Origin of the sequence: Stenotrophomonas sp. CC22-02, assembly GCF_004365115.1 — a bacterium.
GTDB classification, from domain to species: Bacteria; Pseudomonadota; Gammaproteobacteria; order Xanthomonadales; family Xanthomonadaceae; genus Stenotrophomonas; species Stenotrophomonas forensis.
The window spans coordinates 487,139-511,781 of sequence record NZ_SOCO01000001.1; the positions used below are offsets into that span (position 1 = coordinate 487,139).

The 24,643-nt window shown below is 67.2% G+C and carries 25 protein-coding genes and 1 tRNA gene; 18 read left to right on the plus strand and 8 right to left on the minus strand.

The annotated features are described in order from the left end of the window. Window positions 1-20: 20 nt before the first annotated feature. From N440_RS02275 to N440_RS02285, 3 genes are all read right to left on the minus strand, one after another. Window positions 21-464, minus strand: a complete 444-nt coding sequence (locus tag N440_RS02275; RefSeq protein WP_133933942.1) for a GNAT family N-acetyltransferase — start codon at window positions 462-464, stop codon at window positions 21-23. 76 nt (window positions 465-540) lie between these two features. After that, complete coding sequence (locus N440_RS02280; RefSeq protein ID WP_133933943.1) at window positions 541-1,662, minus strand: DUF3667 domain-containing protein; 1,122 nt, start codon at window positions 1,660-1,662, stop codon at window positions 541-543. A gap of 411 nt (window positions 1,663-2,073) precedes the next feature. Further along, a tRNA-Ser gene (locus N440_RS02285) sits at window positions 2,074-2,166 on the minus strand. 144 nt (window positions 2,167-2,310) lie between these two features. On the opposite strand from N440_RS02285, the gene dnaX reads away from it, so the two are divergent. From dnaX to N440_RS02305, 4 genes are all read left to right on the plus strand, one after another. After that, window positions 2,311-4,362, plus strand: coding sequence for a DNA polymerase III subunit gamma/tau (gene dnaX / locus N440_RS02290; protein ID WP_133935958.1), 2,052 nt, complete (start codon window positions 2,311-2,313; stop codon window positions 4,360-4,362). A gap of 6 nt (window positions 4,363-4,368) precedes the next feature. Next, entirely contained in the window at window positions 4,369-4,689 is a 321-nt protein-coding gene (locus tag N440_RS02295; RefSeq protein WP_004154630.1) for a YbaB/EbfC family nucleoid-associated protein, read from the plus strand. Window positions 4,690-4,829: 140 nt separating this feature from the next. Beyond that, entirely contained in the window at window positions 4,830-5,429 is a 600-nt protein-coding gene (gene recR, locus N440_RS02300) for a recombination mediator RecR (protein WP_133933944.1), read from the plus strand. A 67-nt stretch (window positions 5,430-5,496) separates the two neighbouring features. Next, on the plus strand, window positions 5,497-5,856 hold the full coding sequence (locus tag N440_RS02305) for a histidine triad nucleotide-binding protein (protein ID WP_133933945.1): 360 nt from the start codon (window positions 5,497-5,499) through the stop codon (window positions 5,854-5,856). Between the two features lie 77 nt (window positions 5,857-5,933). Here N440_RS02305 and N440_RS02310 read toward each other — a convergent pair whose 3' ends face one another. The 4 genes from N440_RS02310 to N440_RS02325 are packed head-to-tail and all read right to left on the minus strand — an operon-like array spanning window position 5,934 to window position 10,300. Beyond that, entirely contained in the window at window positions 5,934-6,461 is a 528-nt protein-coding gene (locus tag N440_RS02310; RefSeq protein WP_008265847.1) for a Slp family lipoprotein, read from the minus strand. After that, window positions 6,458-8,407 carry a DUF3488 and transglutaminase-like domain-containing protein gene (locus N440_RS02315; protein WP_133933946.1) on the minus strand — a complete coding sequence of 650 codons (1,950 nt, stop codon included), beginning with the start codon at window positions 8,405-8,407 and terminating at the stop codon, window positions 6,458-6,460. The genes N440_RS02310 and N440_RS02315 overlap by 4 nt, the downstream gene beginning before the upstream one ends. Then, window positions 8,400-9,344, minus strand: coding sequence for a DUF58 domain-containing protein (locus N440_RS02320; RefSeq protein WP_004154635.1), 945 nt, complete (start codon window positions 9,342-9,344; stop codon window positions 8,400-8,402). The genes N440_RS02315 and N440_RS02320 overlap by 8 nt, the downstream gene beginning before the upstream one ends. Before the next feature lie 2 nt (window positions 9,345-9,346). After that, entirely contained in the window at window positions 9,347-10,300 is a 954-nt protein-coding gene (locus N440_RS02325; protein WP_049457627.1) for an AAA family ATPase, read from the minus strand. Between the two features lie 42 nt (window positions 10,301-10,342). Between N440_RS02325 and N440_RS02330 the strand changes: the two genes are divergently transcribed. Further along, window positions 10,343-12,178: a glycosyltransferase family 39 protein gene (locus tag N440_RS02330; protein WP_133933947.1), complete on the plus strand. Its 1,836-nt coding sequence runs from the start codon at window positions 10,343-10,345 to the stop codon at window positions 12,176-12,178. A 95-nt stretch (window positions 12,179-12,273) separates the two neighbouring features. On the opposite strand, the gene N440_RS02335 is transcribed toward N440_RS02330, so the two are convergent. Beyond that, window positions 12,274-12,843: a Maf family nucleotide pyrophosphatase gene (locus N440_RS02335; RefSeq protein ID WP_133933948.1), complete on the minus strand. Its 570-nt coding sequence runs from the start codon at window positions 12,841-12,843 to the stop codon at window positions 12,274-12,276. A gap of 113 nt (window positions 12,844-12,956) precedes the next feature. Between N440_RS02335 and N440_RS02340 the strand changes: the two genes are divergently transcribed. The 13 genes from N440_RS02340 to N440_RS02400 all read left to right on the plus strand — a co-directional run bounded on the left by N440_RS02340 (window position 12,957) and on the right by N440_RS02400 (window position 24,568). Further along, entirely contained in the window at window positions 12,957-13,466 is a 510-nt protein-coding gene (locus tag N440_RS02340) for a YceD family protein (protein ID WP_049457624.1), read from the plus strand. A 107-nt stretch (window positions 13,467-13,573) separates the two neighbouring features. Then, the gene (rpmF, locus tag N440_RS02345) at window positions 13,574-13,768 is read left to right on the plus strand and encodes a 50S ribosomal protein L32 (protein WP_004154640.1); all 195 of its coding nucleotides are present in this window, start codon (window positions 13,574-13,576) and stop codon (window positions 13,766-13,768) included. A gap of 91 nt (window positions 13,769-13,859) precedes the next feature. Then, window positions 13,860-14,837 carry a beta-ketoacyl-ACP synthase III gene (locus N440_RS02350; RefSeq protein WP_004154642.1) on the plus strand — a complete coding sequence of 326 codons (978 nt, stop codon included), beginning with the start codon at window positions 13,860-13,862 and terminating at the stop codon, window positions 14,835-14,837. A gap of 77 nt (window positions 14,838-14,914) precedes the next feature. Next, entirely contained in the window at window positions 14,915-15,697 is a 783-nt protein-coding gene (locus N440_RS02355) for a serine/threonine protein phosphatase (RefSeq protein WP_133933949.1), read from the plus strand. A gap of 136 nt (window positions 15,698-15,833) precedes the next feature. Beyond that, a complete protein-coding gene (gene fabD, locus N440_RS02360; RefSeq protein WP_008268782.1) occupies window positions 15,834-16,778 on the plus strand; it encodes an ACP S-malonyltransferase in 945 nt (314 codons plus the stop codon). A gap of 81 nt (window positions 16,779-16,859) precedes the next feature. Beyond that, window positions 16,860-17,603 carry a 3-oxoacyl-ACP reductase FabG gene (gene fabG / locus N440_RS02365; protein WP_004146899.1) on the plus strand — a complete coding sequence of 248 codons (744 nt, stop codon included), beginning with the start codon at window positions 16,860-16,862 and terminating at the stop codon, window positions 17,601-17,603. Window positions 17,604-17,755: 152 nt separating this feature from the next. Next, window positions 17,756-17,995 (plus strand): acyl carrier protein, encoded by a 240-nt coding sequence (acpP, locus tag N440_RS02370; protein ID WP_005408313.1) that lies wholly within the window; start codon window positions 17,756-17,758, stop codon window positions 17,993-17,995. 143 nt (window positions 17,996-18,138) lie between these two features. Then, on the plus strand, window positions 18,139-19,401 hold the full coding sequence (gene fabF / locus N440_RS02375; protein WP_049457622.1) for a beta-ketoacyl-ACP synthase II: 1,263 nt from the start codon (window positions 18,139-18,141) through the stop codon (window positions 19,399-19,401). Between the two features lie 186 nt (window positions 19,402-19,587). After that, a complete protein-coding gene (locus N440_RS02380; protein ID WP_133933950.1) occupies window positions 19,588-20,952 on the plus strand; it encodes an aminodeoxychorismate synthase component I in 1,365 nt (454 codons plus the stop codon). 589 nt (window positions 20,953-21,541) lie between these two features. Beyond that, the gene (mltG, locus tag N440_RS02385) at window positions 21,542-22,603 is read left to right on the plus strand and encodes an endolytic transglycosylase MltG (protein ID WP_133933951.1); all 1,062 of its coding nucleotides are present in this window, start codon (window positions 21,542-21,544) and stop codon (window positions 22,601-22,603) included. Beyond that, window positions 22,600-23,265: a dTMP kinase gene (gene tmk, locus N440_RS02390; RefSeq protein WP_133933952.1), complete on the plus strand. Its 666-nt coding sequence runs from the start codon at window positions 22,600-22,602 to the stop codon at window positions 23,263-23,265. The genes mltG and tmk overlap by 4 nt, the downstream gene beginning before the upstream one ends. Beyond that, window positions 23,262-24,218: a DNA polymerase III subunit delta' gene (locus tag N440_RS02395; protein ID WP_133933953.1), complete on the plus strand. Its 957-nt coding sequence runs from the start codon at window positions 23,262-23,264 to the stop codon at window positions 24,216-24,218. Before tmk ends, N440_RS02395 begins: the two co-directional genes overlap by 4 nt. Next, entirely contained in the window at window positions 24,215-24,568 is a 354-nt protein-coding gene (locus tag N440_RS02400) for a PilZ domain-containing protein (RefSeq protein ID WP_004154652.1), read from the plus strand. Before N440_RS02395 ends, N440_RS02400 begins: the two co-directional genes overlap by 4 nt. Window positions 24,569-24,643: the final 75 nt, after the last annotated feature.

Genomic DNA, 24,643 nt, shown 5'->3' on the forward strand with positions numbered 1-24,643 from the left:
ATCCGGGGAGGGGCGGAGGGCTATACCCTCCGCTCCATCTCCACGGCGTCGATTCCGGCGCCGTGACCATTGGGCACCACCCGTGTCACGTGGAAGCCGAGGCCGGCATAGAATCCTTGCGTGTGCTGGCTGGTGCTGAGCGTGATGTGCGTGACTGACGAATCCGCTTCGGCCTGGCGCAGGCGTGCCAGCGTCAGTTCGCGGCCGATGCCCTGCCGGTGCAGCGCGCGCTCGACCATGCCCCAGCAGAAACCGGCGCTGCCATCGCCACGGCGCGACAGGCCGCCACAGGCCACGATGGTGCCATCGCGCTCGATGACCTGGAAGGCGCAGTCCACCGCCTGCACGAGCAGGAAGCGTTCGAAATCGCCGCGCTCTTCGGCGGCGAAGTACATGGGCACGTTGCTGTCGAAGATCGACAGGCAGGCGCTGGCATCCGTGGGGCGGTAGAGGCGGAGTTTCATGTGCCCACGATAGACGATCAACGGTAGATCCATGCCACGCGCGGATTCACGAGTGACACGCCGTCCGTGTTCTCCCTCAGGCCGAAATGCCCGCCAGTGCCGCGTACATCACCACGAAGGTCACCAGGAACAGGTACACGCCGCCGATGGCGAGGTAGCGCAGCACGGTGAACGCCTTGTTGCCGCCATACACGCGCTGCTGCATCCACAGCAGGTACACCGGAACCGCCAGCCACAGCAGGGCATACAGCCATTGGCTGAGCGTGGCGATCGCCGGCGATGCGAAGGCGTTGCCGATGCCGGCGACGAGGAACGTTGCCAGCAGCACCATCATCAGCCAGCAGTGGCTGTAGAGGGCGACCACCAGGTGCTCGAGATAACCCATCGGTCGACGGAGGTAGGCGATGCGCAGTACCAGTGCGAACACCGGCATCAGGAAGAACAACGCACCGGGCAGCGCAGTGAGGATCGCCTGCATGTAGAGGTCGGCCTTGCCGCCCATGCGCTTGATGTTGGCGTTGCCGTTCTGCAGGCGCTTGTTGAGCCATCGGTTGGCGAACTGCGGCCAACCATCGAGGACGATGGGATTGCTGTCCGCATCCCAGGGTTTGCCGTTGACGGAGTGATCGAAGAAGGTGCCGTATCCGCCCGTGGTGGTTTCAGCAGTAGCGACGGTGCGGGTGCCCTCGAGCTCTGCCCTGCGCTGTGTGGCGGCGGCGTTCACTGCGGCTTTCGCCATGGCGAAGCCGGCGTTGCCGGTGGCGGGGGAGCTGGCCTGCTGCTGGTCGATCAGCGCCAGCTGTTGTGCGCGTGCGGCTTCGACCTGTTCCACGGTGGTGGCCTTGGCGTACACCGAGTCGCGCCCGCCGCCCACACCGAAATCGTCGACGTGTACGAACAGCTTGCCGACGAAGAAGGTGAACAGCGTGAGGATGACGAACAGCCGCAGGGGCTGTACGTATCCCACCCTGCGGCCCTTGAGGTAGTTCAGCGCGATGCGGCCGGGCACCCAGAGGTCGCGCAGCGTGCGGAAGATGCGCCCGTCCAGGTGCCAGAAGGATTCGAACACTTCCTCGATGGCGTGGCCGACATGCTTGAGCGGGTTGTGCGCCGATTGCCCGCAGCGATGGCAGTAGTGGCCATGCAGGGCGGTGTCGCAGTTCTCGCAGGCGGCGTGAGCGGTGTCGGTCGAGCTCATGGGCGATGGGGCGGCATGGGATGAAGGCGCCTACGATAGCGAATTTTCAGGTTTCGTTCAGTTTTGTTTGGGGGGCGCTGGATGGTGTGCGGAAGGCGATCAAGCGCATCCACGCATGGCGTGGATCTACTGATGGGTGGAGCGAGAGGGTATCCACGCAGTGAACTTCGCGTGGCGCCTCGGGACAGCCGTGGCGGGTATCGCCGTGCCTCCGCCGGTGCATGTCACGCATCTGGAGGAACAAGCCCCTCTGTTGAGGGGCTGCCCCGACAGGGGCGGGGAGAGGCAGGCAAAGGGAGGGGCCCAAAGGTTGCGCAGCAACGTTTGGGGCGAAGCGCGCGCAGCGCACTTCGCATCCCGCGCCAGATAACTGAAAAGGGCTGCCCTTTCGGGCAGCCCTTTTCAGTTATCTGGCGGAGAGAGGGGGATTCGAACCCCCGAAGCGCGGTTTAGACGCTTACACACTTTCCAGGCGTGCTCCTTCAACCACTCGGACACCTCTCCGGATCCCTGCGATCGGCAAACGCCTCAGCAGGGGCGCAGATTCTAGCGGGCCGCGCGGCACTTCACAAGCACCCTGGTCAGGAACCGGCGAAGGGCGTGCCGGGGGCGAGGGGGCTGGACAGGCATGGCACAATGGAACATCCGATGGAAGACGGTGGCCTGATGTCCTATCTCGTCCTTGCCCGCAAGTGGCGTCCGAAGCGTTTTGCCGAGCTGGTGGGCCAGGAACACGTGGTCCGCGCGCTCAGCAATGCGCTGGACAGTGGCCGGGTCCACCATGCGTTCCTGTTCACCGGTACGCGTGGCGTGGGCAAGACCACCATCGCGCGCATCTTCGCCAAGTCGCTGAACTGCGAGCAGGGCACCAGCGCCGACCCGTGTGGCCAGTGCGCGGCCTGCCTGGACATCGACGCCGGCCGTTACATCGACCTGCTGGAGATCGACGCCGCGTCCAACACCGGCGTGGATGACGTGCGCGAGGTGATCGAGAACGCGCAGTACATGCCGTCGCGCGGCAAGTTCAAGGTCTACCTGATCGACGAAGTGCACATGCTGTCCAAGGCGGCGTTCAACGCGCTGCTGAAGACGCTGGAAGAGCCGCCGGAACACGTGAAGTTCCTGCTGGCCACCACCGATCCGCAGAAGCTGCCGGTGACCGTGCTCAGCCGCTGCCTGCAGTTCAATCTCAAGCGCCTGGACGAGGATCAGATCCAGGGCCAGATGACCCGCATCCTGGCGGCGGAAGACATCGAGGCCGACGACAGCGCGATCGTGCAGCTGGCCAAGGCCGCTGACGGCAGCCTGCGCGACGGCCTGTCGCTGCTGGACCAGGCGATCGCCTATGCCGGCGGCGCGCTGCGCGAGGATGTGGTGCGCACCATGCTGGGCACCGTCGACCGTACCCAGGTGGCGGCGATGCTGGATGCGCTGGCCGAGGGCGATGGCCCGCGCCTGTTGCAGGTGGTGGCGGCGCTGGCCGAGTTCTCGCCGGACTGGAGTGGCGTGCTGGAAGCGCTGGCCGAAGGCCTGCACCGTATCCAGGTGCAGCAGCTGGTGCCGGGTGCGGCCGTTGCCGAAGGCCTGGATGCCACCGCCTTTGCCGAGCGCCTGCGCCCGGAAGTGGTGCAGCTCTGGTACCAGATGGCCTTGAACGGTCGTCGTGACCTGCCGCTGGCGCCGAGCCCGCGTGCCGGCTTCGAGATGGCGGTGCTGCGCATGCTGGCGTTCCGTCCGGCCGCCGCGGTACCGCCAGTACCGAAGTCGGTGGAAGGTGCAGCAGGAGGCAACGTTGCCGGTGGTGGCAGCAGCGCCGGGACCCACGAGGCGACGCCGGCCGCTGCCGCCGCTTCGGCAGGCCCGGCCGCGACGGCACAGGTGGCTGCCCCAATGCAGGCCGCACCGCGCGAACCCGATCCCGAACCTGAGCCGGCCCCGCAACCGAAGCCGGACCCGACACCGGAATCCGAGCCGGTGCCGGTGGAAGAGCCCGTGCAGCCGCCGCCGATGAAGGCCGAGGTGGAAGCGCAGATGCCGCCGGCTGAGCCAGCAGCGGGCGACGACCTGCCGCCGTGGGCTACCGATGAGACCGAGGCGCGCGACGAGGCGCTGGCGGTCGAGATGGCCAGCCCGGACGCGGCCATGGTGGCGCCCTGGCAGGAACCGCCGAGCCCGGTGGCAGTACCTGCTGATGCGGAACCTGTCGAGCGGGAGCGCCCGTTCCGCACCGAAGGCATCGCCATTGCGCCGGCTGATCCGGCTGCAGGGCATGATGCCGTGCCGCTGGAAGGTGTCAGCGAACTGGCCAGCGCCGAGGACTGGCTGGATCTGGTCGCCAACAGCGGCCTCAGCGGCCCCTCGCGGCAGCTGGCGGCCAACGCGGCGTTCATCAGTTGCCAGCACGGGACCTTGAAACTGGGCCTTTCGCCCGGATTTGAATACCTGCGCTCCGAACGCGCGCTGGCTGCCCTGGGCGAGATGCTGCAGAAGGCCCTTGGCCAGGCGCCGAAGATCGTGGTCGAGACCGTGGAAACCGAACACGTTCCGGCCGAAACCCTGCACCAGCGGGCCGACCGCCAGCGTGGCGAGCGGCAGCAGGTGGCAGAGGCCGTTTTCATGGACGACCCGGAAGTGCAGGTGCTGATCCAGCAGCACGGCGCGCGGGTTGTTTCCGATTCCATCCGTACTTTTGACGAGTAAGACACCATGCGCGGAAACATCGCCCAACTGATGCAGCAGGCCCAGAAGATGCAGGAGAACCTGCAGAAGGCCCAGGAAGAAATCGCCAAGATCGAAGTGACCGGCAGTGCCGGTGGCGGCATGGTCAGCGTGACCCTGACCGGCGCCAAGGAGTGCCGCAAGGTGCGCATCGACCCGTCGCTGGCCAGCGACCCGGAAATGCTGGAAGACCTGATCGCGGCCGCCTTCAACGACGCGTCGAACAAGATCGATGCCGAGTCGAAGTCGAAGATGGGTTCGGCCACTGCGGGCATGCAGCTGCCGCCGGGCATGAAGCTGCCGTTCTGATGCTTGATATGGCACCCGGTTGTCGGGTGCCATCGACCGCGTAGAGTCGAGCTTGCTCGACGCCACCGGGCGCTTCAGTCGAGCAAGCTCGACTCTACACATAGCCGTCGAGCTCGCTCGACTCTACAAAGCCTGTCGCCGTGTCCGCACCCCTGCTTGAACAATTGATCGACGCACTGCGGGTGCTGCCTGGCGTGGGCCAGAAGACCGCGCAGCGCATGGCCTACCATCTGCTCGAGCGAGAGCGCGAAGGTGGCCAGCGCCTGGCCGAGACCCTGGCGCTGGCGGTGGAGCGCATCGGCCACTGCGTGCAGTGCCGCGACTTCAGCGAATCCGAGCTGTGCCCGACCTGTGCCAACAGCAGCCGCGAACGCAGCCAGCTGTGCGTGGTCGAATCGCCGGCCGACCGCTTGGCCATCGAGAACGCAACGGGGTTCCGCGGGGTCTACTTCGTGCTGCAGGGCCGGTTGTCGCCGCTCGATGGCATCGGCCCGCGCGAACTGGGGCTGGAGCAGCTGGAGAACCGCCTGGCCGAAGGTGAGGTGCAGGAGTTGATCATTGCCACCAGCGCGACTGTCGAGGGAGAGGCCACCGCGCACTACCTGGCGCAGCTGGCGCGCGCGCGCAAGGTGCAGCCCAGCCGCCTGGCGCAAGGGCTGCCGCTCGGCGGCGAACTTGAGTATGTCGACCGCGGCACGCTCTCGCACGCGTTCGGAACGCGCAGCGAATTCCGCGATTGAGCACGCGCGGGGCACGCTCCAGCGCGGCCGGCCTACAATGCGGGAGACATCCCCGCCGAGGCCGACCATGAGCACCGAAACCCTCTTCAGCAAGATCATCCGTCGCGAGATCCCGGCCACCATCGTCTACGAGGATGACGAGGTGCTGGGCTTCAAGGACATCGCACCGCAGGCGCCGGTGCATGTGCTGTTCATTCCGAAGAACGAGATCATCCCGACCCTGGACGACCTGCAGCCGTCGCAGGCGCACCTGATCGGCAAGCTGGCACTGGCCGCGGCCGAGTACGCGCGCCGTGAAGGTTTTGCGCAGGACGGCTACCGCATCGTGATGAACTGCCGCGAGCATGCCGGGCAGACCGTGTTCCACATCCACATGCATCTGCTGGCCGGTGGGCCGCTGGGCCATTTCGGTTCGCCCGGGCGCTGAATCCCCTGTCCACGCCCTGCGTGGAAAAAAAAGGCCGCCCGAGGGCGGCCTTTTCCGTCATGCATGCCGGCTGGCGATCACCACCAGCCCCAACGGCCGTAGCCGCCCCAGTACGGGCCATACGGACCCGGGCCCCACGGACCATAGGGGTAGGGCACCACATCGACCTGGCGCTGTTCCGGCCACAGGTAGATCACGTCGGCCGACAGCTTCGGCAGGCGATAGTCGTAGTCGCCGATGCGGGTGTTCTGGTAACCGTCGATCTTGCCGATGAAGGTCACGTCGCGGCCGGCTTCAAACACGGCCGGGTCGTAGAAGCCGGCGCGGCAGGCGATGAAGCGGCCGTCGCTGGCGTCGGACGAGGTGGTGTTCGGGCGGCCACTGGCGTTGAGCGGGCGCGAGATCATCTGGAAGCAGGTCTCGCCCTGGCCAGGCTTGGTTTCGATGATGCGACCGCCCCAACGGACCGGCGTGCCGACCTGCTGGGTGGCGACCGAGTCGCGGGGAGAGACCAGGCTGAACTGTCCCTGCAGCGGCTTGGGAGCCGTGGCGCAGGCCGACAGGGCCAGCGTGGCCACAGCGGTGAGGAGGAACTTGGTGTTCATGGGGAGGCTCCGGAAGTCGGGCGATGCCTGCGCAGGTCCCGCAATAATGAAGCGAGGTCGGTGCAAGTTCCAGCGTAACGCGCGTCGGCGAAACGCTGGCTGAGTGTGAGGAGGGCAGGGTCGGGCCGCTGGGCGTGTACCCGATGCGCCCAGTCCCGCGCGGTTTCATGCGGCTCCCGGGCCAGGCCGAGGCGTGCATAGCGTCGCCCCAGCCGGTGCCAGGCGCGCAGCAGCGGATCACGTTCGCGTTCGCCGCGGGCCAGCAGCCAGGCCATCCAGGCCAAGGCCAGCAACGCGGCGATCACGAAGCCGGCGGCCAGCTGACCGGGGCCCAGCTCGTCCAGCCCGAACGGCTTGAGCAGCTGCTGCTGGCGGCGTGCGTCGAAGGACAACACCAGATCGTTCCACCCGCGGCGCAGCCAGTCGCCCATCTGCCCCAGTTCCAGCAAGCGCTGCTGCATCGGGTTGTCGGTGCCAGCCTGGAGGCGGTCGTCGAGGGTATCGAGGATGCGTTCGGGCGCCACCGCAGCGGTGGGATCGACCCGCACCCAGCCGCGCTGCGGCAGCCACACCTCGGCCCACGCATGGGCATCCATCCGTCGCACGACCCAGTAATCGCCAAGGCGATTGCGGGTGCCGCCGGCGAATCCGGTGACCACCCGTGCCGGAATGCCGGCATTGCGCATCAGCACCACGAAGGCGGAACTGAAGTGCTCGCAGAAGCCGGCCTTGTAGCCGAACAGGAACTCGTCGACCGGGTCGCGCCCGGCCTGGGGCGTTTCCAGCGTGTAGGAAAAATCGGTGGTGATCCATTGCAGCGCGCGACGGACGATGGCCGCGTCATCGTTGCCTGCGTCATGCCGCCATTGGCGTGCCAGGGTGGCGGTGCGTGGATTGAAGCCATCAGGCAACTGCAGTGCCGCGCGCCGCAGATACGGCGACAAGGTGCTGTCGAAGCGCCGTGGTGGCGCCGATTGCAGCCGCCAGCGGCTGAGCGAGGCCAGCGCCCGGTCACTGCTCAGGCTCATGTCCGCATCCAGCGTGCTGCCGGCGGGCGCCTGGCCCGGCAGATCCAGCGCGACCAGCTGGCGACGGTCGGTCGGCTCGTAATCGATCTGGTAGTCCCAGCGTTGCGTGCCAGCCTCGACCACCGCGGGCGTCCGTCGCGCGCTGGCGGGGTCGCGCATCCAGCGTCGTCCATCGAACGCGGTCAGCACCGGCCCACGCCAATAGCGTTGCGCGGCTTCGGGTACGGCACCGAAGAACTGCACCCGCAGTGCGGGCGTGTCGTCGGCCATCAGGTCCAGCCACTGGCCCGGTTCCATGCTGTCGGACAGCCCCGGGGTGCCGACGGCGCGCTCGGGCACCCCCCACAGTGGCGTCGCCAGGCGCGGGAACAGCCAGAAGCAGGCCAGGGCCAGCGGCAGCCCGATTGCCAGCAGGCGACCCACGCCGCGCAGCTGCCCGAACAACGGCACTCGGCCTGCATGGCCTTCATCCTGGGCCAGGCGTTGCAGGGCGAGCAGCGCGCTGATGCCTGCCAGCGCCGCCAGCACGGTTGTCAGCGGGCCCTGGTCGAGCAGGAACGCCGCAAACGGGGAGAACAGCGCGAAGCCGAGCAGGCTGCGGGCATCGCGAAGGCTGCGCAGCTCGCTGGACTTGATCGCCAGCATCGCGGCCAGCAGAGCGCAACCGGTATCGCGCCCGGGGCGCACCATGCCCATCTGCCAGACGATGGCGGCGAGCATGCCGAGCACCAGCAGCAGGCGCACCGGCATCGGCAGCACCTTCCGCCATGACAGGATCGCGGTCACCACCGCTGTGGCTGCGATCACCCCGGCCAACAGCGGCGGCAGCTGCAGCAGCAACGGCAACAGCGCCAGCGCCGCGCTGGCCAGGGTCCAGCTGCGGGCAGTGCGATCGATCAGGGCAGAGGTCTCAGCCATGCGGCAGCAACGCCAGCGTGCGCAGGCACAGGTGGTGGTGGCCCGCTCCCTGGCCAGGGCCGATCGCAGGATGTGCCGGCAGCAGCAGGGTGTAGCGCCGGCCTTCGCGCTCGGCCACATCGACCCAGCGCGCCAATCGCGCGATGCGGGCTTCGTGCCCCAGCGGCGCCAGTGTGCGCCAGTCGAGAATCACTTCGATGCCGATCGGCTTTTCATACTCGCGCACCAGCAGGCTGTCGCGGCGCGCGGAGTGCTTCCATGAAATGCTGCGTGGCGCGTCGCCCGCGCGATAGGGGCGCAGCTGGTGCAGTTCTTCGCCACTGGCATGGGCACGCGTGTGCAGTGGATCGTTGCCGCTCTCCGGCAACGCCGGGGCAAGCGCCTCGGCCAACGGATAGACCAGCAGTGGCTGTTCCGGCCACACCCACGACCAGGCCCGCACCAACCCCAGTGGCTGGGTGGTGGACAGGCGGATGCGTGGCAGTTCCAGCCATCCGCGGCGCTCGCTGGGGACCTCCAGCTCGACCTCGCCACGCCCCTGTGCCGGCAGCGAGGTCCAGGCTTCGCTGTCACCCAGTTGCAGGTGCAGCCCATGCCGCGCACGCGGATCACGCAGCGACAGGTCCACGCGCAGGCGCAGTGGCTGCCCCGCTGCAACCGGTTCGGCCGAGATCGCATCCACCTGCACACCGGAGAGCTGCAGGTGCGCGGCGATGGCACTGGCGATTGCCGCGGCGGCCAGCAGCAGGGCCAGCAGCAGGGCCGGGTTGTTGTTGTAGTTCAACGCACCCAGCAGCATCGCGGCCAGCAGGGTGGCAACGAACACTCCGAAGCGGGTAGGCAGCACATAGATGCGATGGCGGTCGAGCCGCTGCGGCAGCGATTCGGGCCGGCGCGGACGTGCCAGCAGCCGTAGTCGAGCCCAGCGTGTGGTCACCTTCAGTCCACCGCGACGGTCTGCAGGATCGCCCGCGCCAGTGCCGGTCCCGAACTGGACTCTGCCTCGGCCACCAGGCGATGCCCGGCCACCGCCACGAACAGCGTCTGCACATCCTCGGGCACCACATGGCTGCGGCCCAGCAGCAGCGCATGCGCCTTGGCCGCGCGCAGCAGCGCCAGGCCGGCACGCGGTGACAAACCCACCCGTACGCCCGCGTGCTGGCGGCTGCGGGTCAGCAAGGCCTGCACATAGTCGACCAGCGCATCACTGGCATGAATCGCACCGACCGCCTCACGCAGCGCGCGGACCTGTGTGTCATCCAGCTTCGGCACGGCGCGTGCGATCAGGTCACGACGATCGGTTCCGCGCAGCAGCTCGCGCTCCGCCTGGGCGTTGGGGTAGCCCATCGCCAGGCGCAGCAGGAATCGATCCAGCTGCGAATCCGGCAGCGGGAACGTGCCGGACAGGTCCACCGGGTTCTGCGTGGCGATCACGAAGAAGGGATCGGGCAGCGGATGGGTCTGCCCATCCAGGGTGACCTGCTGTTCGGCCATGGCCTCCAGCAGCGCGCTCTGTGTGCGCGGTGGCGCGCGGTTGATCTCGTCGGCCAGCAGTACATGGGTGAACACCGGTCCGGCGTGAAACTGGAACTGACGGCTGCCGGCCTCGTACACCGACACGCCCAGCACATCGGCCGGCAACAGGTCGGAGGTGAACTGCACGCGCTGGAAGGTGAGGCCGAGGCTGCTGGCCAGTGCATGTGCCAATGTGGTCTTGCCCAGTCCGGGCAGATCTTCGATGAGCAGGTGACCGCCGGAAAGCAGGGCGACAAACGCCAGCCTGACTTCCGGCACCTTGCCAAGCACCAGTGCGTTCACCTGATCCTGTGCTTCCCGCAGGGCCTGACGCAATTGATCGGTTAGCATGCTGGGATTGGGGGACGAAGCTGGCATGATCGTCTCAGTTCTGAATTCCACTTGATTATCCATAGAGCAATGCAAGGCGAACAGCGCGCGCGGGCGATTTTTCTCTGGTTGTGGACGCTGGTCACAGCGGCCAAGCTGGTGGTGGCTGCGCGCCTGCCATTGTTCGTCGACGAGGCGTTCTATTGGCAGGAAGGGCAGCATCTGGCTGCGGCCTATTCCGATCTGCCCGGGCTGACCGCATGGCTGGCGCGGCTGGGGGTGGAAATCGGCGGCCATCATGTGCTGGCGTTGCGACTGCCGTTCCTGGCCATTGGTGCACTGCTGCCATTGCTGGTGGTGCGCACGGCCACGCGCTGGTTCGGCAACGTGGCGGGCTGGCAGGCGGGCAGCCTCACGCTGTTGATGCCGCTGTCGGCGACGCTGGGCCTGCTGGCGGTGCCGGATGTGCCGATGGCACTGGCGGCGGTGATCTGCCTGCATGCCGGTGCACGCCTGCTGCACAACGTGGATGCCTCTTCGGCGATGAAGCTGGCGCTGGGCCTGATGATCGGTGCCCTCAGCCACTATCGCTTCATCGGGGTCATCGGTGTCGGCTTCATTGCCCTGCTGGCGCTGCCAAAGGGCCGGCGCATGCTCGCCGATCCGCGCGTATGGGTTGCGTTGGCCGTGGGTGTATTGGCCTGGCTGCCGCTGCTGGCGTGGAATGCCGACAACCATGATGCAGGCCTGAAGTTCCAGGTGGTCGAGCGCCATCCGTGGGCCTTCGAATGGGACGGGCTGTGGTTCCTGGTGATCCAGCCGATGCTGGTCACTCCGATCCTGTGCATGGCGATGTGGAAGGTGGCGCTGGCCGGTACCCGCAGCGGTGGCGGCACGCGCGTGCAATGGCGTTACTTCGGCCTGGTGGGCGGCGTGTCCACGCTGGGTATTTTCCTGCTGGGCTTCTTCACCGACGTCGAACGCATCAGTTTCCATTGGCCGTTGCCCGGGTACCTGGCGCTGCTGGTGGCGGTGCCGGTGGTGCTCAATGGCTGGCCGCGCTGGTTGCGCCGCACCGGTTGGTGGCTGGCGGGCGCGGGCATGGTGCTGGCCTTTGGCTATTACCTGATGGCCTCCACGCCATCGCTGCGAGAGCAGATGGCGGGCAGCAAGTACTACCCGCGGAATTTCGCAGGCTGGCAGCCGCTGGCCGCCGCCGTGCGCGAAGAGCTGCAGCAGATGCCGGCGGGTACGCGCGTGCTGGCCGGCAACTTCAAGGTGGGGGCCGAGCTGGGCTTCCAGCTGGGCGATGGTGACATCGAAGTGCTGCCGCACCCGCTCAATGACAAGCACGGACGAACCGCGCAGCTGGTGCAGTGGCAATTGCTGCACGCGGGCACACGTTCGGCGCCGACGCTGCTGGTGCTGTCGCCCAGCGATCAGCGCTACCGTGATCTGCTGGCGCGCTATCACGCCATCTGCGAGCAGGTGGGGCCCTTGCCTGCGCCGCGGGTGGTCAGCAGTGACCATGGATTCCAGCGGTTCCTGCTGTTCCGGCTGCCGCCGCAGCGTGCGCCCGGGGCATGCGTGACCCCGGCGATGGCCTGGCTGGATGCCCCTGCCAATGGCGAGAAAGTGTCCGGCACGCTCGCCATCCGCGGATGGGCCTTCAAGGACGGCGTCGGCCTGGCAGGTGTCGAGGTGCTGGTTGATGGACGCTCGATCGGCGACGCACGCTATGGCCGTGTCTTCGATGTTCGCCAGACCTGGCCGGACAGCACTGATCCGCAGCATCCGGCGGTAGGCTTCGATGCCACGCTGGACACGACCACGCTGTCACCGGGGCGGCACTGGATGGGCCTGCGCCTGCATGGCCGCGACGGCAGCGTGGAGCAGTGGCAGGAGCAGCCGTTCGAGGTTCGTTGAACCTGCCTTTGTAGAGTCGAGCCATGCTCGACTGCTATTACCTGGCCTCCTGTCATCTACAGCAGAAGCAGTCGAGCATGGCTCGACTCTACATATCACGGCACCGCGAACCCGGCCCGGCGCAATAACCCGCACAGTGCGATCAGCGGCAGGCCGACCAGGGCGGTCGGGTCGCGGTTGTCGATCGCCTCGAACAGGCTGATACCCAGGCCTTCACATTTGAAGCTGCCAGCGCAGTCCAGCGGCTGTTCGGTAGCCACGTAACGGGCGATCTCATCCTGTTCCAGCGCGCGCAAGCGCACTTCGGTCAGGTCGACGGCCGTGAATGATTCTCCGGCGTGGCTGAGACAGATGGCGGTATGGAAGCGCACGGTCTGCCCGGACATCGCCGCCAGCTGCGCGCAGGCCGCCTCGACCGTGCCCGGCTTGCCCAGCGGCTGCCCGTTCAGGTCGGCCACCTGGTCCGAACCGATCACCCAGGCACCGGGATGCCGGGTGGCGACCTCGGCGGCCTTGGCGGCCGCCAGGCGTGTGGCCAGGGCCAGCGGCGCTTCACCGTTCAACGGGGTCTCATCCACCTCCGGGCGCGCGCAGTCGAAGGGCAGGCCCAGCCGTTGCAGCAGTTCGCGGCGGTAGCGGGAGGTGGAGGCCAGGACCAGTGACATGCGACAATACCGGGGCAGGGCGAGGCAGTCTGGCCCGTCCGCAGCGCCAGCGGCAAGTCCTGTATGGCGGGCATTTGACAGCAGACGCCCCGATCCTTAGTATTCAGCGGCTTATGTCCGCGAACGTGCCCGAAACGCTGGATGCCTGGCGGATGGTTGTAGCGCGAAGGCGCTTCGACGGTCAGGTGTCCCTGGCTGAATTGACCCGCCTGCAGGGGCTGGTCGCAGATACCGACGGCGAGTGTGCCTACTCGCTTGAATTCGGTCGCGACGACGTCCTGCGGGTATCCTATGTGGAACTGACCATCGACACCGCGTTGCCGCTGACCTGTCAGCGCAGCATGCAGCGATTCCTGTTGCCGGTGAAGATGACCCAGAGGCTTGGCCTGATCCGCGACGAGGACGAGGAATCGTCCCTGCCGGAGGAGTACGAGGCGTTGCTGGTGCCGGAAGACGGCCAGCTGCGTCCGTTGGACCTGGTCGAGGACGAGTTGGTGCTGGCAGTGCCGGTTGTACCGCTGTCGCCCGATGGCGAAGCAGTCGACAAGGACTGGGCGCCGAGCGAAGAAGAAACGAAGCAGGCCAACCCGTTTGCGGCGTTGGCAGCACTGAAGAAACAATAGCAGCCGGATTGTCGTCGGCGGCTGCGGCGAAAGCGAAAGTGTGCTGGGCGCTGGCGTCCTGCGCGACGATACGACGAAGCAAAACGAACCGAGTTTGGAGCAATCCCATGGCTGTCCAGAAATCCCGTGTCACCCCGTCCCGCCGCGGCATGCGTCGTGCCCATGACGCCCTGAGCGCCAAGCAGCTGTCGACCGACCCGACCACCGGCGAAGTGCACCTGCGTCACCACATCACTGCTGACGGTTTCTACCGCGGCAAGAAGGTCATCCAGACCAAGACCTCGGCCGTCGAAGAAGATTGATGTGCCGGGAAGGCCGCTGCCTGCGGGCAGCGGCCTTTGCCTTCTTTCCCGGGCGTGCCGGTGATCGGCGGCCCGCGCAACAGGAAACATGATGAGCAAGCGGATCTATTCGAGGATCGCGGGCACCGGTAGCTATTTGCCGGAAAAAGTCCTGACCAACGCCGACCTGGAAAAAATGGTCGAAACCTCGGATGAGTGGATCCAGTCGCGCACCGGAATTCGTGAACGGCACATCGCGGCCGAAGGCGAAACCACCAGCGACCTCGGCTATCAGGCCGCGTTGCGCGCACTTGAAGCGGCCGGTATCGACGCTTCGCAGCTCGACATGATCGTGGTCGGCACGACCACGCCTGACCTCATTTTCCCCTCCACCGCATGCCTGATCCAGGCCAAGCTTGGTGTTGCAGGGTGCCCTGCCTTTGACGTCAACGCCGCCTGTTCGGGCTTCGTGTTCGCGTTGGGCGTGGCCGACAAGTTCATCCGTTCCGGCGACTGCAAGCACGTGCTGGTGATCGGCACCGAAACGCTGACCCGCATGGTCGACTGGAACGATCGCACCACCTGCGTGCTGTTCGGTGATGGCGCCGGTGCCGTCGTGCTCAAGGCCGACGAAGAGACCGGTATCCTCAGCACCCACCTGCATGCCGACGGCAGCAAGAAGGAGCTGCTGTGGAACCCGGTGGGTGTCTCGACCGGCTTCAAGGACGGCGCCAACGGGGGTGGCACGATCAACATGAAGGGCAACGACGTGTTCAAGTACGCCGTCAAGGCGCTGGACTCGGTCGTGGACGAAACCCTGGCCGCCAATGGCCTGGACAAGTCCGACCTGGATTGGCTGATTCCGCACCAGGCCAACCTGCGCATCATCGAAGCCACGGCCAAGCGCCTGGAGATGTCGATGGACCAGGTGGTGGTCACCGTCGACAAGCACGGCAACACCTCCTCCGGCTCGGTGCCGCTGGCGCTGGATGCCGCGGTGCGTTCGGGCAAGGTCGAGCGCGGCCAGCTGCTGCTGCTGGAAGCCTTTGGTGGCGGCTTCACGTGGGGTTCGGCCCTGCTGCGCTATTGATAGTGCAAGTTACGACAACGTGAAGTCTGTCGTTACGGCCCCTCTGGGGCCGTAACGCGTTTTAAGGAGGACCTGTCATGGTTGAGCCCATCGTCATCGAAGGGCAGCGCGCCTGGCTGAAGCAGTACGGCAAGGGAAGCCGCGCACTGGCCCTGGGCCTGCTCAATTTTGTTGCCCGTCGTTTCCATCTGGACGCCTTGCGCCCGCCACCGCACCGCGGCGGTGATGCCGCACGCGAAACCGAAGCCCGTCGCCTGGCAGAGCTGCAGGCGCAGGGCGTGAACGTGCCTGACGTGCTGGGAACCGGCCATGCGGCGCTGGTGATCGGCGACAACGGAAATTCGTTCAATACCTGCCTGCGCGAGGCCGATGAGGCCGGTCGCGACCGGCTGGTGATGGCGGCGATGCGGGCCATCGCCGAGGCGCATGCGCGCGGGGCCTATTTCGGCCAGCCGCTGCCACGCAACCTCACCTGGGATGGCCAGAAGGTGGGCTTCATCGACTTCGAGGAAGATCCGCTGGAAGTGATGGATCTGGCCGAGGCGCAGGCCCGCGACTGGCTGATGTTCGGCTATGGCGTGGCCAAGTACTACGCCGACCGCCCCGAGCAGCTGCAGGCGATGATGGCCGAGGCGATGGGCGACGCCCAGGCGCCGGTGCGCGAGCACGTGCATGCGGTCAGTGGCCGCCTGCGCAGCCTGGCCCGGGTGTGCATGAAGCTGGGCCGGTCCGCACGCGCGCTGGCCCATTCGATCTTCATCGCCCATGGCGCCAGTACCGCCGGCGTGCTGATGCTGGTGGGCCTGTGCGTGGACTTCCTCGCCGACGGCGACCTGGACGTGCTGCAGCTGTTGTGCTGAATGATGCGTCCGCCGGGCCATGCCCGGCGGACTGCTGGCCGGGTAGCTCCATACGCCTGCATACGCGCACGTACAGACGACACAGCGGATTCGCCCTTATCATGGCCCGCTTCGATTGCAACAAGCGGATGACCGCGTGACCGTATCCACCCTCGCTTTTGTCTTCCCCGGCCAGGGCTCGCAGTCTGTGGGCATGGTGGCCGAGCTGGCCGAACTGCACCCGCAGGTGCGTGAGGCCTTCACCGAGGCATCCGATGGTGCCGGCGTCGACCTGTGGGCGCTGTCCCAGGGTGGCCCGGAGGAAATGCTCAACCGTACCGAATACACCCAGCCGGCCCTGCTGGCCGCAAGCATCGGCGTGTGGCGCGCCTGGAACGCCGTGGGCGGTCCGCGCCCGTCGGTGCTGGCCGGCCATAGCCTGGGCGAATACACCGCGCTGGTCGCTGCCGGCGCACTGAGCCTGCATGACGGTGCGCACCTGGTGCGCCTGCGCGGCCAGCTGATGCAGGAAGCCGCGCCGGCCGGTGTCGGTGCCATGGCCGCCGTGCTGGGCGCCGAAGACCAGCTGGTGCTGGATGTCTGCGCTGAAGCCGCAGGCAGCCAGGTGGTGGTGCCGGCCAACTTCAATTCGCCGGGCCAGATCGTGATTGGTGGCGACGCTGATGCCGTCGACCGCGCGTTGGCGCTGCTGGCCGAGAAGGGCGTGCGCAAGGCGGTCAAGCTGGCGGTCAGCGTGCCCTCGCACACCCCGCTGATGCGCGAAGCCGCCAACCGCCTGGCCGAAGTGATGGCCGGCCTGTCCTGGCAGGCACCGCAGCTGCCGGTGGTGCAGAACGTCGATGCCAAGGTGCATGACGGCGTGGACGCCATCCGTACCGCGCTGGTGCAGCAGCTGTACCAGCCGGTGCAGTGGACCGGCTGCGTGCAGGCGCTGGCCGCGCGCGGCATCACCCAGATCGCCGAGTGCGGCCCGGGCAAGGTGCTGACCGGCCTGGTCAAGCGCATCGACAAGGCCATCGATGGCCGTTCGCTGGCCACTCCGGGCGATTTCGAAGCCGCCCGCGAGGCATGGTCGGCCTGACCTCCCTGTTCCTGCCGATCGTACCGGTGGCCGCTGCACGCGGCGCGGGTACGGCGGCCGCCCCCGTCTGAGGAAAACATCATGAGCAAGCCCCTGCAGGGTGAAATCGCACTGGTCACCGGCGCCAGCCGTGGCATTGGTGCCGCCATCGCCGATCTGCTGGCCGCCCAGGGCGCCACCGTCATCGGCACCGCCACCACCGAATCCGGCGCTGCGGCGATCGGCGAGCGCCTGGCTGCCCACGGTGGCCACGGCCGCGCGCTGAACGTCACCGACGCGGCTGCGCTGGACAGCGTGCTGGACGGCATCGCCAAGGAATTCGGCCCGATCTCGATCCTGGTCAACAACGCCGGCATCACCCGCGACAACCTGCTGATGCGCATGAAGGACGAGGACTGGGCGTCGATCATCGACACCAACCTGACCAGCGTGTTCCGCACCAGCAAGGCGGTCATGCGCGGCATGATGAAGGCGCGCAAGGGCCGCATCATCAACATCGCATCGGTGGTGGGCGTGACCGGCAATGCCGGCCAGGCCAACTACGCGGCCGCCAAGGCCGGCATCATCGGCTTCAGCAAGTCGCTGGCCAAGGAGATCGGTTCGCGCGGTGTCACCGTCAATGTGGTCGCTCCCGGCTTCATCGACACCGACATGACCAAGGCGTTGCCGGAAGAAGCGCGTACCGCGCTGATCAACGACATCGCCCTCGAACGCCTGGGTTCGCCGGAAGACATCGCCCATGCGGTGGCCTTCCTGGCCGGCCCGGCTGCCGGTTACATCACCGGCGAAACCCTCCATGTGAACGGTGGCATGTACATGCCGTAAGCAAGGGGCGCAGGGATTGCGCCGCAAGTGGTTGATCTGCCGGGTTTTTTGCTGCGATGCAAGGCCGCGCCGGTTTCCACTACACTATCCCACGGCCATCGCCTTTGATGGCGACCACTTTTGAACCACAACTCCATCTGGAGCGAGATCCCATGAGCACCATCGAAGAACGCGTCAAGAAAATCGTCGTCGAACAGCTTGGCGTCAAGGAAGAAGAAGTCACCAACAGCGCATCGTTCGTCGATGACCTGGGCGCTGACTCGCTGGACACCGTCGAGCTGGTGATGGCCCTGGAAGAAGAATTCGAGTGCGAGATCCCGGACGAAGAAGCCGAGAAGATCAGCACCGTGCAGGCCGCCATCGACTACGTCAAGGCCCACGTCAAGGCCTGATGTCAGACGGCAGTGCGCGCGCGGGTTGATCCTCGCCGCGCACCGCACCCCATGGGGCCGCTGTTGCGGCCCCGTGTGTTTGGGCATCACATCGAAGCAAACCGAGTTACCCGTAGAAACCATCCGGGTCAGGAGAAACAGCAATGAAGCGTCGCGTCGTCGTAACCGGCCTGGGTATCGTCTCGCCGTTGGGCAATGATCTGGCCAGCAGCTGGGAAGGCATCACCCACGGTCGTTCGGGCATCGGTCCGCTGACCAACGTTGCTGATGCCTATCTGGACCGGTTCACCACCAAGATTGCAGGTGAGGTCAAGGGATTCGACATCACCGCCGACAACGAGCTGTTCGGCAAGTTCCGGGTCAGTGGCAAGGATGCCAAGAAGATGGACCCGTTCATCCATTACGGCCTCGGCGCCTCGTTCATGGCCCTGCATGATTCGGGCCTGGAGATCACCGAGGCCAATGCCGATCGCATGGGCGCCATCGTCGGCGCCGGCATCGGCGGCCTGCTCGGCATCGAAGAGCAGACCATCGAGTTCCACGAGGGCAAGAAGATCTCGCCCTTCTACGTGCCCAAGACCATCATCAACATGCTGCCGGGCCAGCTGAGCATCATCACCGGCCTGAAGGGCCCGTCGTTCTCGGCGGTGTCGGCGTGCGCGACCTCGAACCATTCGATCGGTACCGCGATGCGCATGATCCAGTACGGCGACGCCGACGTGATGGTGGTGGGCGGTGCCGAGCGTGGCTCCTCGCCGACCGCCGTGGGCGGCTTCTGCGCGATGAAGGCCATGAGCACCCGCAACGACGCCCCGGAACAGGCCTCGCGCCCGTGGGACAAGGACCGTGACGGCTTCGTGCTGGGCGACGGCGCCGGCATCCTGATCCTGGAGGAGTACGAGCACGCCAAGGCACGTGGCGCGAAGATCTACTGCGAACTGGCCGGTTTCGGCGCCAGCTCCGACGCGTACCACATGACCGCACCGAGCGAGAACGGCGAAGGCGCCGCGCGCTGCATGGTGATGGCGATGAAGGACGCCGGCGTGACCCCGGAACAGGTGGGCTACCTCAACGCACACGGCACCTCCACGCCGCTGGGCGACCTGGGCGAGACCATGGCGATGAAGACCGCCTTCGGCGACCACGCCTACAAGATGATGGTCAGCTCCACCAAGTCGATGACCGGCCACCTGCTCGGCGCTGCCGGCGGCGTGGAAGCGATCTTCTCGGTGATGGCGCTGCAGGACAACGTGATCCCGCCGACCATCAACCTGCAGCAGCCGGGCGAAGGCTGCGACCTGGACTACGTGCCCAACGAAGCACGCCAGGCCAAGGTCGACGTGGTGATGTCCAATGGCTTCGGCTTCGGCGGCACCAACGGCACGCTGATCTTCAAGCGCATCTGACCGGTGCGTGGCGGCGGGCAATTGCCCGGCACCGCCTTGGTAGAGTCGAGCTTGCTCGACTCCGCCGTCATGTAGAGTCGAGCTTGCTCGACTGGACCTGCAACCCAGTCGAGCAAGCTCGACTCTACGCAGCAGGAGGCCGCCGCAAGGCGGCTTCCGTGCATCTGATTCCCTGAACTGGCCGCCATGACCCTCGCACCGCTGATCCACCCGCTGCCGCACCCGATCGACCTGCTGGCCCTGCAGCAGCACGATCCGGCGCGCTTCCCGCTGCTGATGGAATCCACCGCCTCGGGTACCGCCCAGGGCCGCTGGAGCCTGCTGCTGGCCGCACAGGGCGATGTCCTGCGCTTGGATGCCGATGGCCAGGTGCGTGACCAGCACGACGCCGTACACGCGGGCAGCTTCCTGCAGGCACTGGACCGCGCCTGGCAGGCCGAACGCCTGCCGCATGACGGCAGCCACAGCCTGCCGTTCCGCGGTGGCTGGGCGCTGATGCTGGACTATGAAGTGGCCAGCCAGATCGAACCGGTGCTGCCGGCGCGTGCGCGTGATGACGGCCGCCCGAGCGCGCTGGCATTGCGTTGCCCGGCGGCGGTGCTGCACGACCACCACAACGATGCCAGCTTCGTGATCGCCGAAGCGGGCCAGCAGGCGCTGCTGGATGCACTGGTGGCACAGGCCTCGGCCGCGCTGCCCGAGGCCGGGCAGGGCTGGCAGCCGCCGCAGTCGGTGGGCGAGGATGCGCCGCAGCGCTTCACCGACGGCGTGCGCCGGGTGATCGAGTACCTGCGTGCCGGCGACGTGTTCCAGGTGAACCTGTCGCGGCGCTGGAGCGCCCGGTTCGCTGCGCCGGTCAGCCCGCAGGCGCTGTATGCACAGCTGCGCCGCGCCAACCCGGCACCGTTCGCCGGCCTGTTCAGCGCGCACGGCCGCCACGTGGTCAGTTCCTCGCCGGAACGGCTGGTGTCGGTGCACGCCGGCCACGCGCAGACCCGGCCGATCGCCGGTACCCGTCCGCGGTTTGAAGGCGATGACGATGCCGCACGCATCCAGGAGCTGGTCGGCCACCCGAAGGAGCGTGCCGAGCACGTGATGCTGATCGACCTGGAGCGTAACGACCTGGGCCGCATCTGCCTGCCCGGCACCGTGGTGGTCGATGAGCTGATGACCGTGGAGAGTTACGCCCACGTGCACCACATCGTCAGCAACGTCAGTGGCCATCTGCGCCCGGAAGTCACCCCCGGCGAGGTGATCGCCGCGACCTTCCCGGGCGGCACCATCACCGGCTGCCCGAAGGTGCGCTGCATGCAGATCATCAGCGAGCTGGAGCAGGTGCCGCGCGGCGCCTACACCGGTGCGTTCGGCTGGCTGAACCGTGATGGCGACCTGGACCTGAACATCCTGATCCGCACCGCCGAAGTGGAGGGCGATGAGGTCAGCTTCCGCACCGGCGCCGGCATCGTGGTCGATTCGGACCCGGACAAGGAACTGGACGAGACCCGGGCCAAGGCGCGCGGCCTGCTGCGTGCGCTGGGCCAGCAGGGATAGGCGTACTCCGGTAGTGCCGGCCGCTGGCCGGCATGGATGCCTCCATGGCCGTTCATCCACGCATGGCGTGGATCTACTGATGGCCGTGGCTGACAGGGCGTGTGGTGGGTGCCGACCTTGGTCGGCGCGGATGCCGCCATGGCCGTTCATCCACGCGTGGCGTGGATCTACTGATGGCCGCGCCTGACAGGGCGTGTGGTGGGTGCCGACCTTGGTCGGCACGGATGCCGCCATGGCCGTTCATCCACGCGTGGCGTGGATCTACTGATGGCCGCGCCTGACAGGGCGTGTGGTGGGTGCCGACCTTGGTCGGCACGGATGTCGCCATGGCTGTTCATCCACGCGTGGCGTGGATCTGCTGATGGCCGCGCCTGACAGGGCGTGTGGTGGGTGCCGGCCTTGGTCGGCACGGATGCCTCCATGGCCGTTCATCCACGCATGGCGTGGATCTACTGATGGCTGCGCCAGACAGAACTTGTGGTGGGTGCCGACCTTGGTCGGCACGGATGCGGGTGTCTGCCACCCCGGTCATGACCCCAATCCACCGGCACGGTATCCTGCACGACGGAATCGAGTTCAGAGGTAGTCCATGGCGGGAGCCAAGCGCGGGTGTCTGTTCGTGGTAACGCTGGTGGTGGTGCTGGCCGCCGTCGTGGCCGGTGCGGGCGCGTGGTTCTTCTACCAGCAGACCCAGTTCGCCGACGCCCGGATCACCCCGACCGCCGAAAGCGTGGTCATCGCCAGCGGCGATGGCATGAACAGCGTGCTGCGCAAGCTGCGCGAGGCCGGCGTGAACGAGGGCCAGGATGCGCAGTGGCAGCTGCTGGCGCGCCAGCTCGATGCCGCTGGCAAGCTGAAGGTGGGCGAGTACGCGCTCAGTGCCGACCTGACACCGCGCGAACTGCTGCTGCGCATGCGCGCCGGCAAGGTACTGCAGCACCGCGTCACCATCGTCGAGGGCTGGAACATCCGCCAGCTGCGTGCCGCGCTGAAGCGCGCCGAACCGCTGCTGCACACCACCGATACGCTCGACGATGCGGCCCTGATGCAGCGCCTCGGTTTTGGCGGCCAGCATCCGGAAGGCCGCTTCCTGCCGGAGACCTACGTCTACCAGCGTGGCGACAGCGACCTGGACGTGCTCAAGCGCGCCCACGCCGCGATGGAAAAGGCGCTGGACGAAGCGTGGGAAAGCCGTGCGCCGGACCTGCCGATCAACACGCCGTACGAACTGCTGACGATGGCCTCGATCATCGAGAAGGAAACCGCGCTGGCCAGCGAGCGCCCGCAGATTGCCGGCGTGTTCATGCGCCGCCTGAAGATCGGCATGCGCCTGCAGACCGATCCGACCGTGATCTATGGCATCGGCGCCGCGTATGACGGCAACATCCGTCGTCGTGACCTGACCACCGATACGCCCTACAACACCTATACCCGTGCCGGCCTGACCCCGACCCCGATCGCCATGCCCAGCCGCGATGCGCTGATGGCGGCCGCGCAGCCGCTGTCGGGCGATGCGCTGTACTTCGTCGCCGTCGGCGACGGCAGTGGCGCGCACGTGTTCTCGTCCAGCCTGGACCAGCACAACGCCGCAGTAGCCCGCTACCTGCAGCAGCTGCGCCGGCAACGTACCCAGGAGACCCCGGCGCAATGAGTCCCGCGCTGCTTCGCCACCCGCGTTTCGTCAGCCTGGAAGGCGGCGAGGGCGCGGGCAAGACCACCGCCATCAACGCCATCCGTGACTGCCTGCGCAGCCATGGCCACGAGGTGGTGCTGACCCGCGAGCCGGGCGGTACGCCGCTGGCCGAGCGCATCCGCGGCCTGGTGCTGAAGCCCGATGCCGAGATCGCCGCCGAGCCGCTCAGCGCCGAGGCCGAGCTGCTGCTGGTGTTCGCTGCACGTGCGCAGCATGTGCGGCAGGTGATCCAGCCGGCGCTGCAGCGCGGCGCCTACGTGCTGAGCGATCGCTTCACCGATTCCAGCTATGCCTACCAGGGCGGTGGCCGCGGGCTTGATCCGCAGTGGATTGCCGATCTGGAACGACGCGCGGTCGGCCTGTTGCCCGGCCTGACCCTGCTGCTGGACGTGGATGTTGCGGTGGGCCGCGCACGTGCCAACAGCCGCGATTTGTGGCCGGACCGCATCGAGAGCGAGCAGGATGATTTCTTCCAGCGCGTGCGCGCCGTGTTCCGCAGCCGCGCGCAGCAGGACCCGCAGCGCTTCGCGCTGATCGACGCCGGCCAGGTGCAGGCGCGCGTGGCGGCCGACGTGGTCGCGTGTGTCGAGCGCTGGCTGCAGGACGGGGAGGGCGCATGAGCACGTTCTCGCCATGGCAGCAGCGCGCGTTCGAGCAGACCGTGGCCGCGTTGGATGCCGATCGTCTCGGCCACGGCCTGCTGATCTGCGGCCCCGCCGGGCTGGGCAAGCATGAGGTGGCGCTGGCGCTGGCTGACCATGTGCTGGCACGTGGCGACGCTGCACATGCCACGCGCACGCGCCAGCTGATCGCCGCCGGCACGCATCCGGACCTGCAGCTGGTCAGCTTCATTCCGAACAAGAGCGGCGACAAGCTGCGCACCGAGATCGTCATCGAGCAGGTGCGCGAGATCACCAACAAGCTGGCGCTGACCCCGCAGTACGGCGTGGCGCAGGTGGTGATCGTCGACCCGGCCGATGCGATCAACCGCTCGGCGGCCAATGCGCTGCTGAAGACGCTGGAAGAACCGCAGCCCGGCCGCTACCTGTGGCTGATCAGCAGCGACCCGGCACGCCTGCCGCAGACCGTGCGCAGCCGCTGCCAGCGCCTGGAGTTCAAGCTGCCGCCACGCGAGGAAGCACTGGCCTGGCTGCAGCAGCAGGGCCATAGCGAAGCATCGGCGCGCGAAGCGCTGGATGCCGCGCGCGGCCATCCCGGCCAGGCCGACAACTGGCTGCGCGAAGATGGCCTGAGCCTGCGCCGCGAAGTGGGCCGCGAGCTGGAGCAGCTGGCCGCCGGCAAGACCGGCGCGGTGGAGCTGGCGCAGAAGTGGTGCGGTGATGACAACGCGGCGCTGCGCCTGCGCTTCGCTGCCGACCTGGCACTGGCCCAGGCCAGCACCGATGCCTTGACCACGCCGGAGCGATTGCACAAGCTTGCAGCCTGGTTCGATGCGGCCAACCGCACCCGCGACCTGCTGCGTACCACGGTGCGTGCAGACCTTGCGGTGGTCGAGTTGCTGCTGGCCTGGAACAAGGTGAACGAGCGGCCTGCCGCAAGGGGAAATCGATGAGTGCCAGCAACGCCCGCCAGGGCATCCTGTCCCTGGCCGTGAAGGACAAAGCCGCGCTGTACAGCGCGTACATGCCGTTCGTGAAGAACGGCGGCATCTTCGTGCCCACGCCCAAGCGCTACTTCCTGGGCGACGAGGTGTTCCTGCTGCTGACCCTGCCCGATTCCAGCGAGCGCCTGCCGGTGGCCGGCAAGGTGATCTGGGTGACCCCGGCCGGCGCGCAGGGCAACCGCACCGCCGGCATTGGCGTGCAGCTGGCCGATGGCGCCGAAGGCGAGGGCGTGCGCCACAAGATCGAGACGATGCTGGCCGGCCTGACCAGCTCGGACAAGCCGACCCATACGATGTGATTCCGGTAGCGTCGGGCGTTTCTGTAGAGCCGAGCCATGCTCGGCTGCGTGCGCCGGAAAACGCCCGTGAACACC